The 14,140-nt window shown below is 46.6% G+C and carries 16 protein-coding genes; 2 read left to right on the top strand and 14 right to left on the bottom strand.

The window, feature by feature from the left end; translation table 11 throughout:
- Positions 1-54: 54 nt before the first annotated feature.
- The 11 genes from atpG to mnmG all read right to left on the bottom strand — a co-directional run bounded on the left by atpG (position 55) and on the right by mnmG (position 9,585).
- Positions 55-924, bottom strand: coding sequence for a F0F1 ATP synthase subunit gamma (gene atpG, locus LPA26_RS10435; protein ID WP_055830704.1), 870 nt, complete (start codon positions 922-924; stop codon positions 55-57).
- 29 nt (positions 925-953) lie between these two features.
- A complete protein-coding gene (atpA, locus tag LPA26_RS10430) occupies positions 954-2,495 on the bottom strand; it encodes a F0F1 ATP synthase subunit alpha (RefSeq protein ID WP_055830703.1) in 1,542 nt (513 codons plus the stop codon).
- 16 nt (positions 2,496-2,511) lie between these two features.
- Positions 2,512-3,048, bottom strand: a complete 537-nt coding sequence (locus LPA26_RS10425; protein WP_229008244.1) for a F0F1 ATP synthase subunit delta — start codon at positions 3,046-3,048, stop codon at positions 2,512-2,514.
- 9 nt (positions 3,049-3,057) lie between these two features.
- Positions 3,058-3,528, bottom strand: a complete 471-nt coding sequence (locus LPA26_RS10420) for a F0F1 ATP synthase subunit B (RefSeq protein ID WP_055830699.1) — start codon at positions 3,526-3,528, stop codon at positions 3,058-3,060.
- Between the two features lie 65 nt (positions 3,529-3,593).
- Positions 3,594-3,860, bottom strand: coding sequence for a F0F1 ATP synthase subunit C (atpE, locus tag LPA26_RS10415; RefSeq protein WP_055830697.1), 267 nt, complete (start codon positions 3,858-3,860; stop codon positions 3,594-3,596).
- 59 nt (positions 3,861-3,919) lie between these two features.
- A complete protein-coding gene (atpB, locus tag LPA26_RS10410; RefSeq protein WP_055830695.1) occupies positions 3,920-4,795 on the bottom strand; it encodes a F0F1 ATP synthase subunit A in 876 nt (291 codons plus the stop codon).
- A 28-nt stretch (positions 4,796-4,823) separates the two neighbouring features.
- Positions 4,824-5,216 carry an ATP synthase subunit I gene (locus LPA26_RS10405; protein WP_229008243.1) on the bottom strand — a complete coding sequence of 131 codons (393 nt, stop codon included), beginning with the start codon at positions 5,214-5,216 and terminating at the stop codon, positions 4,824-4,826.
- Positions 5,217-5,375: 159 nt separating this feature from the next.
- On the bottom strand, positions 5,376-6,224 hold the full coding sequence (locus tag LPA26_RS10400) for a ParB/RepB/Spo0J family partition protein (RefSeq protein ID WP_055830691.1): 849 nt from the start codon (positions 6,222-6,224) through the stop codon (positions 5,376-5,378).
- Between the two features lie 42 nt (positions 6,225-6,266).
- Positions 6,267-7,025: a ParA family protein gene (locus LPA26_RS10395; RefSeq protein WP_055830689.1), complete on the bottom strand. Its 759-nt coding sequence runs from the start codon at positions 7,023-7,025 to the stop codon at positions 6,267-6,269.
- Positions 7,025-7,651 (bottom strand): 16S rRNA (guanine(527)-N(7))-methyltransferase RsmG, encoded by a 627-nt coding sequence (gene rsmG / locus LPA26_RS10390; RefSeq protein WP_229008242.1) that lies wholly within the window; start codon positions 7,649-7,651, stop codon positions 7,025-7,027. The genes LPA26_RS10395 and rsmG overlap by 1 nt, the downstream gene beginning before the upstream one ends.
- Entirely contained in the window at positions 7,648-9,585 is a 1,938-nt protein-coding gene (gene mnmG / locus LPA26_RS10385) for a tRNA uridine-5-carboxymethylaminomethyl(34) synthesis enzyme MnmG (RefSeq protein WP_229008356.1), read from the bottom strand. The genes rsmG and mnmG overlap by 4 nt, the downstream gene beginning before the upstream one ends.
- A gap of 232 nt (positions 9,586-9,817) precedes the next feature.
- Between mnmG and LPA26_RS10380 the strand changes: the two genes are divergently transcribed.
- Both LPA26_RS10380 and LPA26_RS10375 read left to right on the top strand, forming a co-directional pair.
- Positions 9,818-10,252, top strand: a complete 435-nt coding sequence (locus LPA26_RS10380) for a DUF1924 domain-containing protein (protein WP_229008241.1) — start codon at positions 9,818-9,820, stop codon at positions 10,250-10,252.
- A gap of 23 nt (positions 10,253-10,275) precedes the next feature.
- Entirely contained in the window at positions 10,276-10,863 is a 588-nt protein-coding gene (locus tag LPA26_RS10375) for a cytochrome b/b6 domain-containing protein (RefSeq protein ID WP_229008240.1), read from the top strand.
- Between the two features lie 18 nt (positions 10,864-10,881).
- On the opposite strand, the gene mnmE is transcribed toward LPA26_RS10375, so the two are convergent.
- From mnmE to yidD, 3 genes are read right to left on the bottom strand one after another with little or no spacing between them, the layout of a single operon-like run.
- Positions 10,882-12,264 (bottom strand): tRNA uridine-5-carboxymethylaminomethyl(34) synthesis GTPase MnmE, encoded by a 1,383-nt coding sequence (mnmE, locus tag LPA26_RS10370; RefSeq protein ID WP_229008355.1) that lies wholly within the window; start codon positions 12,262-12,264, stop codon positions 10,882-10,884.
- A gap of 43 nt (positions 12,265-12,307) precedes the next feature.
- Entirely contained in the window at positions 12,308-13,915 is a 1,608-nt protein-coding gene (yidC, locus tag LPA26_RS10365; RefSeq protein ID WP_229008239.1) for a membrane protein insertase YidC, read from the bottom strand.
- A gap of 19 nt (positions 13,916-13,934) precedes the next feature.
- Entirely contained in the window at positions 13,935-14,138 is a 204-nt protein-coding gene (gene yidD, locus LPA26_RS10360; protein WP_369814158.1) for a membrane protein insertion efficiency factor YidD, read from the bottom strand.
- Positions 14,139-14,140: the final 2 nt, after the last annotated feature.

Here is a 14,140-nt window from a genome sequence, read left to right as displayed (position 1 = left end):
ACTGTATGAGTCAGATCTAATTGAATTCTTTCACTTACGCTTAAAGCGCACGCCTTAGGATGAAACCGCTGCCGCACCGCCGACGATTTCTGAAATCTCTTTGGTAATCGCAGCCTGACGGGCTTTGTTGTACACCAGTTTCAGTTCGCCAATCACGCTCTTCGCGTTGTCGGACGCAGACTTCATCGCCACCATACGTGCAGATTGCTCTGATGCCATGTTTTCGGCCACTGCGTTGTAAATCAGTGACTCAATATAACGTGTCATCAACTCATCCACCACTGGTTTAGCTTCCGGCTCATAGATGTAATCCCAATGGCCGTTAGGGCTGCCCAGTTGCTCACCAGACAATGGCAGCAGTTGCTGCATGGTCGGCTCTTGCTTCATGGTATTAATGAATTTGGTATAGCAGATGTATAGCTGATCAATTTCACCGGCAATGTAAGCATCCAGCATCACTTTGATGCTGCCGATCAGTTTCTCCAATTGCGGTGTATCGCCCAGACCTGTGATATGGGATTTGACCTGTGCGCCGATGCGGTTCATAAAGCCATAGCCTTTGTTACCAATCGCGCTGACGCTGATGCCTTTGCCTTCAGCTTCCCAGGCTTTCATCTGGTTCAGCGACAAACGCAAGACGTTGGTATTCAAACCGCCGCACAGGCCTTTGTCTGAACTGACCACAATCAGACCGATATTTTTCACCACATCACGCTTGATTAGAAACGGATGCCTATACTCAGATTGTGCAAAAGAGAGGTGAGCCGCCACATTGCGGATTTTATCCGCATAAGGGCGGGAAGCACGCATTCTGTCCTGCGCTTTACGCATTTTAGAAGCGGCCACCATCTCCATCGCCTTGGTGATCTTGCGTGTATTTTCTACACTCTTGATCTTGGTTCTAATCTCTTTACTACCTGCCATATTAGGTTCCTAAGTCGAAGTGTCAGAGATTAATAAGCGTTGGTTGCTTTGAAATCTTGAATCGCAGCTTCCAATGCTTTCTCGTTGTCGCCACTCAGATCTTTACTGGAATCAATCGCATCAATGATGTTCTTATACTTGGAGTTCAAGAAGCCATGCAATGCATTTTCAAATGCCAGTACCTTGTTGGTCGGCACATCGTCAAAGTAACCTTTGTTTGCTGCAAACAAGCTTACGCCCATCGCCGCAACGCTCAATGGCGAGTATTGCGCCTGTTTCATCAACTCGGTAAACATGCGGCCCCGGTCCAGCTGTTTACGAGTTGCTTCATCCAGGTCAGACGCGAACTGCGCAAACGCAGCCAGTTCACGATACTGTGCCAATGCCAGACGCACACCGCCACCCAGTTTTTTGATGATCTTGGTTTGTGCAGCACCACCCACGCGTGATACGGAAATACCGGCGTTGATCGCTGGACGCACACCTGCGTTGAACAAGTCAGTTTCCAGGAAGATCTGGCCATCGGTAATCGAGATCACGTTGGTTGGCACGAATGCGGATACGTCACCGGCTTGCGTTTCAATCACTGGTAATGCAGTCAATGAACCTGTTTTGCCTTTCACTTTACCTTCAGTGAATTTCTCTACATATTCTTCGTTTACGCGTGCAGCACGCTCTAACAAACGTGAGTGAATGTAGAACACGTCACCTGGGTAAGCTTCACGGCCTGGTGGACGGCGCAGCAACAGGGAAATCTGACGGTAAGCAACCGCTTGTTTGGACAAGTCATCGTAAACGATCAATGCGTCTTCGCCACGGTCACGGAAGTATTCACCCATGGTACAACCGGCATAAGGTGCCAGGAATTGCAATGCAGCAGAGTCAGAAGCAGAAGCAGCCACGATAATGGTGTAAGCCATCGCGCCGTGCTCTTCCAGCTTACGCACCACGTTAGCAATGGTAGAGGCTTTCTGGCCAATCGCAACGTAGATACAGGTCATGTTCTGACCTTTCTGGTTAATGATCGCATCTACAGCAACCGCTGTCTTACCAGTCTGACGGTCACCAATGATCAATTCACGCTGGCCACGACCAACTGGAACCATGGAATCGATAGATTTCAGGCCGGTTTGTACAGGTTGTGATACAGATTTACGTGCAATCACGCCTGGCGCAATTTTTTCAATCTTGTCGGTTAATTTGGTTTTAACCGGACCTTTACCATCAATAGGTTGACCCAGTGAGTTCACTACACGGCCAATCAGTTCCGGGCCTACTGGCACTTCCAGAATACGACCGGTACATTTACAAACGTCACCTTCGGTAATGTGCTCATAATCGCCCAGCACCACGGCACCAACAGAGTCACGCTCCAGGTTCAATGCCAGACCAAATGTGTTGCCTGGAAACTCAATCATCTCACCGGCCATAACATTGGACAAACCGTGAATACGCACAATGCCGTCTGTCACAGAAATCACAGTACCTTGGGTACGCGCTTCAGCGGTAGTAGAGAAGTTTTCCAAACGGCTCTTGATGAGCTCGCTAATCTCTGATGTTGATAACTGCATTTAAATCTCCTATGCCTTATGCTGTTAGCGTATAGGCTAAATTTTGTAACTGACCTTGGACAGACGCGTCGATGACCGTGTCGCCAACAATAATTTTGATGCCGCCGATGATTTCCGGATCTACGGAAACGCTTGCTTCAATCTTCTTGCCGAACTTGGCTTCCAGACGTTTGACCAAATCTTTAGTCTGCGCAGCTGTCAGTTTTGCAGCAGCAATAATTTCAGCGTCCAGCGTGCCTTCATCTTGTGCTTTCAAAGCCTCAAAAGCTTCAGCAATGGCAGGCAATAAGGATAAACGGCCGTATTCAACCAAAATTTTGATTAAATTTTGCCCATGATTGTCTAGATTGTCACCGCCCACTTTAAGGAACGCCGCTTCAATATCTGCAGCATTCAGTTTGGGACTATCAATCAGCGTCTTCATGTATACATCTGATGCAACTGCGGCAGCAAATGCCAGCATTTCAGACCACTTTGCCAGTGCCTTTTTTTCTTTGCCCAACTTATAGGCGGCAACAGCATAAGGCCTTGCAATGGTTGAGAGTTCAGCCATGTTTTATCCTTATAGTTCCGCAGCAAGTTTAGACAACATCTCGCTATGTGCTTTGGCATCGATCTCTTTACGCAGGATTTTTTCTGCACCGGCTACAGCCAGTGTAGAAACTTGAGCGCGCAGGCCTTCTTTAGCGCGGTTCACTTCCTGATCAATCTCGGCCTTAGCACCAGCTATGATGCGTTCACCTTCAGCTTTGGCATTACCCTTAGCTTCATCGATGATTTGTGCAGCGCGTTTTTCAGCTTGCCCAATAATCTCACTTGCTTTTTGTTTTGCTTCATTCAGTGTCGCGTCAGATTTTTTAGCCGCTACTTCCAAGGCACTTCTGCCTTCTTGCGCAGCAGCTAAACCATCTGCAATTTCCTTTTGGCGTGTTTCAATCGCTTTTAACAGCGGCGGCCAAACGAATTTCACTGTGAACCAAATCAACACTGCAAATGCGATAGCTTGCGCGATGAGTGTGAAATTAATATTCATTTTTGATCCATCTTACTGGGTTGTTGAAAGGTTTAAGTCACTACTTAAACCCTACCTGGCGTTAATTACTGTGCAACAACGCTCAACAATGGGTTTGCGAACGCAAACATCATGGCCAAACCAACACCGATAATGAAGGACGCATCGATAAGACCCAACAGCAAGAATACTTTACCTTGCAATGCTGGAATCATTTCTGGTTGACGTGCAGCACCTTCAAGGAAACTTGCACACATAATACCAATACCGATACAGGCACCAGCAGCACCCAAACCGATGATCAAACCGATACCAATGCCTGTGTAGGCCTGAATCAATGCTAAAGCTTCCATTATGTATTACCCTCTCTTATGTAAAGAAATAAAAACAACTACAAACTTAAAAATTAAAACTAGTGCGACTCATGTGCCATGGCTAAGTACACCACAGTCAACATCATGAAAATAAATGCTTGCAACGCCACGATCAGGATGTGGAAGATAGACCAGCCAGCACCCAGAATTGCCCCTGCAATTGCGCCAGTCACTCCGGTTGCTGCCCACAGGCCTAACAACAGGAAAATAACTTCGCCGGCATACATGTTGCCGAACAAACGCAATGAGTGGGAAAGTGGTTTTGAAACGTATTCGATGAGGTTAAAAGCGAAGTTTGCGACGAACAACAAAGGGCTTAAAACGAGACCAACAAAGCCAAGAAAACTTTTTGGTTTGAAGAACTTGGCAGAACCGAACGGGGCACAGAACAATTCGTGGATCCAGCCACCCAGGCCTTTGGCTTTAATTGAGAAAAAAATCATCAGGAACCAGACTGCCAATGCCAACGCAAATGTAGTATTAATGTCTGAAGTTGGGACTGCACGCCAGTGTTCAAAACCCAGTGCATGAATGCCTTTTGCAAAAATATCTACCGGCAGGAAGTCCATGGCGTTCATGGCAAATACCCACAAGAACACAGTCAGCGCTGTTGGCGCAATAAACTTGTGACGATCACCGTGGAAAATATTTTTAACCTGGTCATCAATAAAGCCAAATACCAATTCAACAAATGCCTGACCCTTGCTAGGCACGCCAGAAGTGGCACCGCGAGCAACCAGCCAGACCAAACCCATCACCACCAAACCCAGAATGACCGACATCGCCAGCGTATCCACATGCAATGTCCAAAAGCTGGTATCACCTACAGATTGCGCATTGAAACCCAGGTGGTGCTGGATGTAGCTGGAAGGAGTCAACGCGTGCTCGGCTTGTTGTGTGTGTTCGGTTGTCATAATCTCAAACTATTTTAAATAATCTTGTCTACACGGGTGTTTGCGCTTTTGCCAGGGCAGCACCAGAGAACAGGGCAGCGGCCGCCAAACCGGCAATCAGTGCAAACGGCACCAACGATTGATACAACTTGAATACCGCAAATAGTAAAACCGCGATAATCAAAATTTTTACTGCTTCAGCCTTCAACATGTTCAGCAACACCGCAGTCGGGTCGGCTTTTGCCTTTGCCCGTACTGCAATTTTCGCAGCAAACCAGGCGCCCACAATGACAGCCGCGCCGCCAAGTAAAGCTGAAATACCTGCTGGAATGCCAGAAATCAAAACCGCCGCTACTATCACTACTACAGTTGCCATCATCTGCCAGCGCAGCATATTGCGATACATCTGCGCATCGGACTGAGTGGTTTCCGGGGTGGTCATGGGGTTTGAATGTTAAAAATCAAGGCAAATTGCTACAAAGACGCGAGATTTTGAATTATTCACCGTATGAAGTCAAGCGCCCATTACAACATAACTATCTGAATGTGCTGGAAAAATCGTTTTCGTCGATAAAATTTTGCTTTCCGCTGGAACTTTTGTTCATTTACCGGTGAGTTTTGCTATCCAATCATCCAGCTGGTCTAAATTTGCATAGCTCAGTTTCAACACACCCGAACCATTGGTTTTAGCACTGATATTGACGCCAGCACCCAGCTGTTCACTTAATTCAGTCTGCAAGGTAGCAATATCCGGCTGAACCTTTTCCTGGGCTTTCTTTTTTGCACCAGGCGCTTGCTGCATGAGGCGCTCAACTTCACGTACTGATAAACCATCTTGAACAACTTTATTAGCCAGCAGAATTTGCTGAGCAGGTTCAACGCCGATTAAAGCACGCGCATGACCCATATCAATCTGGTTATCCAGCAGCATGTCCTGGACCATAGGGGTGAGTGTCAGCAAACGCAACAAGTTTGACACTGCCACCCGGGAACGGCCTACTGCTTCTGCCGCTTTTTCATGCGTCATATCGAACTCGTCAATCAGTCGCTTGATACCCATGGCTTCTTCGAGCGGGTTCAGGTTTTCGCGCTGGATATTTTCAATCAGCGCCATTGCGAGGGCAGCTTCATCAGCAATATCGCGCACCAGCACCGGCACTTCTGTCAAACCGGCTTTTTGCGATGCGCGCCAGCGGCGTTCACCGGCAATAATCTCAAACTTATCTTCGGCAATCTCTCGCACCAGAATCGGCTGCATAATGCCTTGCGTACTGATAGAGTCTGCCAGAGTTTGCAAGGCTTCTTCGTTCATGTAAGAGCGTGGCTGATATTTGCCCGGTTGTAGCTGGCTGACATGCAACGTGCGCAAGCTATCCGATTGAGCGATGGTTTCTACATCACCTGATAACAATGCATCTAATCCCCGTCCTAGTCCTTTGAGCTTCACCATACTGCTGATTCCTCGTTTTGAATGTCTTTAAAGTTTATAAATTTAATTTTTCTGGATGAGTTCCTGGGCCAACTCAAGATATGCCTGGGCACCTTTGGATGCCCGATCATAGAGTAGCACCGGCATGCCGTAACTTGGCGCCTCTGCCAAACGCACATTCCGCGGAATGATGGTTTGGTAGACTTTTTTACCGAAATGGTTGACCAGTTGCGCAGACACCTGCTGTGCCAGCATATTGCGATTATCAAACATGGTACGCAACAAACCTTCGATCTCCAAAACCGGGTTTAAGTGAGCGCGCACTTTCTTGATAGTGTTGACCAGGTCTGAAAGACCCTCCAAAGCATAGTATTCGCATTGCATTGGAATCATCACCGAATGCGCAGCAGTTAATGCATTCACAGTCACCAGATTTAAAGAGGGTGGACAATCCAGCAATACATATTCATAACTATCGCCGAGCTTTAAAATGGCATTCTTTAAGCGGGTTTCACGCGCCATTTCATTCACCAACTCAACCTCGGCACCAGCCAGATCACGGTTAGAAGGCGCCACATCAAACTTTGCCGCTTCCGCGCGCAGAATGACTTCCTGCAGGGTATTATTGCCGATCAACACCTGGTAAATACTGCCTTTTAGATGCGCCTTGTCTATTCCACTACCAGTACTGGCATTACCTTGCGGATCAAGGTCGACCAACAACACTTTTTTACCATGTTCGGCCAGGCTGGCTGCCAAATTTACGCAAGTAGTTGTTTTACCGACGCCGCCTTTTTGGTTGGTGATCGCAATTATTTTCATTATGAATTCTCAAACACAATTAAATGTCGTTCCGCCTGCAATGTTGGCACCTGCAAACGAATAACTTTTGAGGGGATAATACTGGCGAGTTGCAACTCTTCTATAGGGATTACCCCCTTCATTGCCAGCCAGCGACCATGCGGCATCATTAGATGCATAGTCAATCTTCTTAACAAGGCAATGTCTGAAAACGCCCTGGAAATCACTTGTCCAAAAGGTGAGGGTGGCTGATAAGCCTCAACACGGCTATGCACCACCTGCACATTCTCCAACCCTAACTCAGCTTTAACCTGGCGCATAAAAATGGCTTTTTTCTGCACGGTATCAATGGTGGTCACTTGCACGTCTGGTCGCGTGATTGCAATGATCAGCCCCGGCAAACCACCGCCACTGCCTACATCCAGCAAATTTCCTGACTCCACATATGGCAACACGCTTAAGCTATCCAGTATATGCAGTGCCAGCATTTCCTGTGGATCGCGGATTGCGGTCAGGTTATAGACTTTGTTCCATTTTTGCAGTAAAGCCATATAGACCAAACAATTCGCCTGCATATCGGTTGTGACAACCGACTCCAAACCCAGCGCTACCAAGCCTTCCGCTAATTTCGAATCCAAACTTGTCATGCAGCAGCGATATCGCCAGAGAGACTCTGTTTTTTCTGCTTGCGTTTGAGATAAACCAACAGTAATGAAATTGTTGCTGGCGTAATACCTTGGATACGGCTGGCCTGACCTATCGTTTCAGGTTTCTGCGCCAATAGTTTTTGCCGCGCTTCATTACTTAAGCCATGCACATCATCATATTGAATAGCCTCACCCAACTTAATGTGTTCACTATTTTTCTGTCTCGCGATTTCTTCATTCTGCCGGTCAATATATCCTTGATACTTGGCTGCAATTTCAACCTGCTCAATAACCTCATCGGCCAATGACTCAGGAGAAGGAACAATGTCTAATAAAGACTGATAAGTGATTTCTGGCCGACGCAATAATTCAAATAATGAATACTCATGCTCCAACGCCTTCCCAAAAACTTCCAACTGTGTTTCACGTGAAACAATTTTATTTTGGCTTAAAGTATTTGCTTGTCCATTTTCTGGCTGCAGGAATGTACGTTTTAATCTTGCCTGTTCGCGCTCTACCGCTTCCTGTTTTTTACTGAAAGCTTCCCAACGAACATCATCCACCAAACCGAGCTTGCGACCTATTTCAGTCAATCTCATATCTGCGTTGTCTTCACGTAGTTGCAAACGATACTCTGCACGACTGGTAAACATGCGGTATGGCTCATTTACACCGGTTGTGATCAAGTCATCTACTAACACGCCTAAATACGCTTGCTCACGGGAAGGGCACCAGCCTTCTTTATCCTGCGCATACAATGCCGCATTAGCACCTGCCAACAACCCTTGTGCAGCAGCTTCTTCATATCCGGTAGTGCCATTAATCTGGCCGGCAAAAAACAAACCATTTACTGTTTTGGTTTCCAGGGTAGATTTCAACCCTCTAGGGTCGTAATAGTCATATTCAATGGCGTATCCGGGGCGCAGGATATGCGCATTCTCTAATCCACGGATGGAGCGCACCAGAGACAACTGGATATCAAACGGCAAACTGGTAGAAATTCCATTCGGATAAACTTCATGCGTGGTCAGACCTTCAGGCTCTAAAAATACCTGATGCGACTCTTTGTCTGCAAACCGGTGAATCTTATCTTCAACGGAAGGACAATAACGAGGACCCACACCTTCAATCACGCCCGTATACATGGGTGAACGATCCAGGCCACTGCGGATAATGTCATGTGTTTGCTGATTAGTATGTGTAATCCAGCAGGGTAATTGTAGTGGATGTTGTGCTGTATTACCCAAAAATGAAAAGACTGGCACTGGCGTATCACCAGGTTGCTCGGTCATGACGCTGTAATTAATAGTGCGTCCATCAATACGGGGTGGGGTACCTGTTTTAAGGCGACCGGCGGGGAGTCCAATCTCACGCAACCTGGCAGCCAATGAAATAGATGGCGGGTCTCCGGCGCGTCCGGCATTGTAGTTCTGTAAACCAACGTGCACCAAACCACCCAGAAAAGTACCAGCTGTCAGCACCACAGATTTTGAATGAAAACGGAGCCCGATCTGCGTTATTACACCGACCGCTTTTTCACCTTCTAAAATAATATCGTCCACCGCTTGCTGGAACAGCCACAAGTTAGGTTGATTTTCCAGACGATAGCGTATTGCAGCTTTATAGAGAATACGGTCAGCCTGTGCACGTGTCGCACGTACAGCAGGGCCCTTACTTGAATTCAGGATACGGAATTGAATACCACCAATATCGGTGGCGGCAGCCATGGCGCCGCCAAGTGCATCCACCTCTTTAACCAAATGACCTTTACCAATCCCACCTATTGATGGATTGCAGGACATTTGTCCCAACGTCTCAATGTTATGGGTCAGCAGCAGGGTTTTCTGACCCATGCGTGCAGCTGCCAACGCTGCTTCGGTACCGGCATGGCCACCACCGACAACAATCACATCGAATTTATCAGGAAAATTCATCATAAAGTGATTAAACTATTTGATTTTAAAAGAGATGAGATTTTAGCGTAAACTAGGCCTGACTGATATTTAATTAACACTTAATCAGTTCCAAGTTACATATGTACTGCTTTTAATACAGATTTCATACAAATTAATTACGGTTTAATACAAATCAATTACAAGCAAGCCATATTTACTTAACATAAAACTAATAAAATTCGTTCCAATAATAACCAAAGGAGCTCTTACCATGAAAATCAAAATAATTATTGCTGCATTCGGGGTACTTTTTTCTGTAAACGCGTTTGCTGATGTAACTAATGCTGAAAAATTGGTCTATAAATATACCAATATTGCGCAGTCAGTTAACCCATCGTTCAAAGCGCCATCAATTACGGATGGGAAAATATTTTTTAACCGTAAATTCCAAACGGCAAGTGGCCGTGAGGCTGCGTGCGCATCCTGCCACACCAACAATCCTGCTAACGTGGGTAAGAACATTGTCACGAATAAAGAAATTCCTCCATTAGCACCACGTGTTAACACTAAACGCTTCACTGATATTGATAAAGTAGAAGAAGAGTTTACCAAACACTGCAATGATATTTTAGGCGCAGATTGCGCACCAGCCGAGAAGGCCAACTTTATTGCTTATCTATTAACAGAAACCAAGCCAACCAAATAATTAAGCTAGGGTAACCTCACGGAATGCTACGCTACGTTTGGGATCCATTTATACGTATCTTCCACTGGTCCCTGGTGGGAGCTTTTGCTTATGCGTTTTATACCCATAGCTCCATGTGGGATAGGTTACACCATGCTTATGCAGGCTATGTCGTCGGCACCCTAATCATTGCGCGCATTATCTGGGGCGTAGTCGCTACTGGCTACGCCAATTTCCAAAGCTTCCCGTTAAACCCAGTCTGGGCAGTAAAGCACTTATTCAAACTGCTTAAAGGCACAGCCAGGCATTATGTGGGCCATAATCCCGTAGGTTCAATTGCAATTTATGCGATGCTGGGTCTAGGTATTTTCGCAGTAGGTTCAGGTTGTATCGTCTATAACAGCGGCTGGGGATTCATAGATGATGAATTAGCCAAAGTGATACACCACTATGTTACCTGGACCTGGTTGGGTGTAGTTGTCATTCATGTATTAGGTGTCTTGTTTGAAAGCTTTATTCATAAAGACAATTTGATCTGGGCCATGATTACCGGGTCCAAGCGCGTTTGCCTGATTGATGAACGCTACAGCCGGAGAAATACGCCGTTTCCCCGACAGAAAAAAACCCGCTAAGGCGGGTTTTTATTTGTTTTACTTACCGATACAAAATCTGCTGAATATCTCACCTAGCAAATCGTCAGGAGTAAATTCGCCGGTGATTGATGCCAGCGCCTCCTGTGCACTACGCAATTCTTCGGCAATCAGTTCAGCAGCATGCATTTGTTTTGATGCGAAATCCAGATGTAACTCCACTTGTTGCAATGCTTGAAGGTGTCGTGCACGCGCCATAAACACACCCTCACTTCCCGGTTGATAACCTACAATTTCAAGAAGCGTTTCTTGCAAGGCAGCAATACCTTCGCCTGTCTTGGCTGATAAAAACAAGTGTGTCTCTTTTTCTCGATTTTCTACACGAGATGTTTCACGTGAAACATCTATCTTGTTATGTACCCATATTTTTTGGATTTCAGCGGGTAACTTTTGAAGAATGCTGGTTTCATATGGCCCAATGCCATGCTGGCTATCTATCAGCAACAAAGCCACTTGCGCGGATTCAATGGCTTTCCAGGTGCGTTCAATGCCTACCTGTTCAACGATATCTTCAGTCTCGCGCAGGCCTGCCGTATCAATGATATGTAAGGGCACACCTTGGATTTGAATAACGTTTTTAATCGTATCACGCGTGGTGCCGGCGATTGGCGTCACAATAGCAATGTCTTCACCAGACAAGGCATTCAGTAAACTGGATTTCCCTACATTGGGCTGACCTATCAAGACGACATTTAAACCCTCGCGTAAGAGAGCACCTTGCCTGGCTTTGGTATGGATAGTATGTAAAGTTTGCTGGTTGGCTTGCAGCTTTTCCAATACACGACCCTGACTAATGAAATCGATATCCTCTTCAGGGAAATCTAAACAAGCCTCGACATACATCCGTAAGTCTATCAATTGCTGCAATAGTGTTTGAATAGCTTGTGAAAATTCGCCGGATAGTGATCGAACGGCACTGCGCGCTGCTTCAGCGGTAGCGGCGTTGATTAAATCAGCCACTGCTTCAGCTTGCGCCAGATCGATTTTGTCATTCAGGTAAGCTCGCTGGGTAAATTCACCTGCCACCGCATGGCGTGCTCCACACTCTACACAACGCGCTAGCAGGATTTGCATCAGCGCTGTACCACCATGAGCCTGTAGCTCTAGTACATCTTCACCAGTATAAGAGTGTGGATTAGGGAAATAAATGGCTATGCCGCGATCAATCAGGCTGCCATCAGCTTGCAGAAAAGGTAAATAGGCAGCTAGCCTGGGAGCAGGGCAGTGACCAAGGACTTGTTCGGCTATCTGCCTGGATAATGGGCCTGAGACCCTGACAACACCAATGCCCCCGGCACCGGGCGCGGTGGCAATAGCGGCAATGGTTTCGGTGCTTGAATCAATAGGGGCGGGGTTTGGTAGCTTAAGGCCAGCCGGAGTCATTTCCGCGCTGGCATTCCCTAAGTGTACGTTACCCGGTTGTTGATTACTTGCCATGCCCTTTTTTGGCAACTGTTTCCGCATGTATCATGCGGTTAATCGCCCACTGTTGCCAGATGGAAAGGATATTGTTCACCAGCCAGTACAACACCAGACCAGCCGGGAAGAAGAAAAAGAATACACTGAACAGCACCGGCATGATTTTCATAACCTTGGCCTGGATAGGATCCGTAGGTGGTGGATTCAAAGTGGTTTGAATAATCATGGTCGCGCCCATCAGGATAGGCAGGATGAAGTATGGATCAGTCGCTGACAAATCCTGTATCCAGCCGAAGAAAGGGGCGTGACGGAGTTGCACTGAGCCCAGCAATACCCAGTAAAGGGAAATAAATACCGGGATTTGTACCAGAATAGGCAGACAGCCCCCCATAGGGTTAATTTTCTCAGTACGATACATTTCCATCATGGCTTGTTGCAGCTTTTGTTTGTCATCGCCAAACTTGTCTTTTAACGCCTGCATGCGTGGTGCCATTTCACGCAAATGGGCCATATTGCGGTAACCGGAAGCAGATAGCTTGAAGAAAGCAGCCTTGATCAACACTGTCAGGATAATAATAGCCACACCCCAGTTTTTGACCAGGTCATAAATATGGGTCAACAACCACATCAATGGTTTGGCAATGATGGTCAGAATACCGTAATCAACCACATATTCCATGCCAGGCGCAGCTGCTTCCAGAGCATCCTGCTCCTGCGGGCCTGTGAATAATCTGGCATCGACTGTTTTGCTACTGCTGGCAGCAATTTCCCCCACCGGTAAAATAGTACCGATTGAAAAATCACTTTCACTGAGTTTGGTAGTGTAGAACTTCTGTTCTGCTTTGGATTGCGGAATCCAGGCACTCACAAAATAGTGCTGAACCAAGCCAACCCAACCATCTTTGGCGGTAAGGGAGATATCCTTTTTCGCCATGTCATCGAATTTGACCTTGTTATATTTATCAGCCTCATTGAAATAGGCGCCACCGGTAAAGGTAGGCATCATTTTTGAGCCCTGGTTAGATTCACGGTCATGAATAATCTGGTAATACACAGAAGGAGAAATCGCTTGCGCACTGTTATTTTTGATCTCGTAGCGCACATCAATCTGGTACTGGCCACGATGGAAGATGTAAATCTTGTCTACTGCAATGCCATTAGTTTCCGGCGCAGTCAAACGCACTTCAAGTGAGTTTTCACTCTCTTGCATCACATAGCTGGTATTGGCTGCAGTAAATTTCTCGTAATGCGTAGGCAGGCCATTACCTTTCAGGCCGGTCTGTGCGACATAGAGTTTTTCCTTGCTTTGATCACTCATCAGCTCATAGGGGCCTGAGTTGTCATCTGCTTTATGTTCAAGTAAAGACAACTGACGCAAATCACCACCAACGGTATCAATCACCGCTGAATAAAGATCGGTCTTTACAGAAATGCGTTCACCTTTTTTAAGGCTGAAGCCGCCATTTTCTTGCGGCTTATCCGCAGGAGCACCTTGTGGGGTCGCGGCAGTTTGCGTCGCAGGGGTTTCAGGCGCATGTTCTTTCTGCCAGGCATCCCATAGCAGCATGATGGAGAAAGAAAAAATGACGAACAGAATTAAACGGCGAGTATCCATAAGGTTTCGTTTTTACAAGTCAAGGAAGAGGGTCCACACCACCGGGATGCCAGGGATGACAGCGGCCAATACGTGCCAATGCCAATCTTGAGCCTTTAACAGCGCCATAGCGTTCTAAAGCTTCAATCGCATAGTGTGAACAGGTTGGATGAAAACGGCATTGACGCCCCAGCCAGGGACTCAAGCCCCACTGGTAACACTTAATCAAAGTAATCAATACCATTT

It is taken from the genome of Methylophilus sp. Leaf408 (genome assembly GCF_916856905.1).
GTDB lineage: Bacteria > Pseudomonadota > Gammaproteobacteria > Burkholderiales > Methylophilaceae > Methylophilus.
The sequence above is the reverse complement of the archived record's forward strand: the minus strand, read 5'-3'. Positions and strand labels throughout refer to the sequence as shown.

Excerpts from the sequence above, each read along its gene's own strand:
- atpA (WP_055830703.1), bottom strand. The coding sequence starts at position 2,495 with ATGCAGTTATCAACATCAGAGATTAGCGAGCTCATCAAGAGCCGTTTG.
- atpE (WP_055830697.1), bottom strand. The coding sequence starts at position 3,860 with ATGGAAGCTTTAGCATTGATTCAGGCCTACACAGGCATTGGTATCGGT.
- yidD (WP_369814158.1), bottom strand. The coding sequence starts at position 14,138 with ATGGTATTGATTACTTTGATTAAGTGTTACCAGTGGGGCTTGAGTCCC.
- LPA26_RS10425 (WP_229008244.1), bottom strand. The coding sequence starts at position 3,048 with ATGGCTGAACTCTCAACCATTGCAAGGCCTTATGCTGTTGCCGCCTAT.
- atpG (WP_055830704.1), bottom strand. The coding sequence starts at position 924 with ATGGCAGGTAGTAAAGAGATTAGAACCAAGATCAAGAGTGTAGAAAAT.
- atpB (WP_055830695.1), bottom strand. The coding sequence starts at position 4,795 with ATGACAACCGAACACACACAACAAGCCGAGCACGCGTTGACTCCTTCC.
- mnmG (WP_229008356.1), bottom strand. The coding sequence starts at position 9,585 with ATGAATTTTCCTGATAAATTCGATGTGATTGTTGTCGGTGGTGGCCAT.
- LPA26_RS10400 (WP_055830691.1), bottom strand. The coding sequence starts at position 6,224 with ATGGTGAAGCTCAAAGGACTAGGACGGGGATTAGATGCATTGTTATCA.
- LPA26_RS10395 (WP_055830689.1), bottom strand. The coding sequence starts at position 7,025 with ATGAAAATAATTGCGATCACCAACCAAAAAGGCGGCGTCGGTAAAACA.
- LPA26_RS10380 (WP_229008241.1), top strand. The coding sequence starts at position 9,818 with ATGAAAATCAAAATAATTATTGCTGCATTCGGGGTACTTTTTTCTGTA.
- yidC (WP_229008239.1), bottom strand. The coding sequence starts at position 13,915 with ATGGATACTCGCCGTTTAATTCTGTTCGTCATTTTTTCTTTCTCCATC.
- LPA26_RS10375 (WP_229008240.1), top strand. The coding sequence starts at position 10,276 with ATGCTACGCTACGTTTGGGATCCATTTATACGTATCTTCCACTGGTCC.
- LPA26_RS10405 (WP_229008243.1), bottom strand. The coding sequence starts at position 5,216 with ATGACCACCCCGGAAACCACTCAGTCCGATGCGCAGATGTATCGCAAT.
- rsmG (WP_229008242.1), bottom strand. The coding sequence starts at position 7,651 with ATGACAAGTTTGGATTCGAAATTAGCGGAAGGCTTGGTAGCGCTGGGT.
- LPA26_RS10420 (WP_055830699.1), bottom strand. The coding sequence starts at position 3,528 with ATGAATATTAATTTCACACTCATCGCGCAAGCTATCGCATTTGCAGTG.
- mnmE (WP_229008355.1), bottom strand. The coding sequence starts at position 12,264 with ATGACTCCGGCTGGCCTTAAGCTACCAAACCCCGCCCCTATTGATTCA.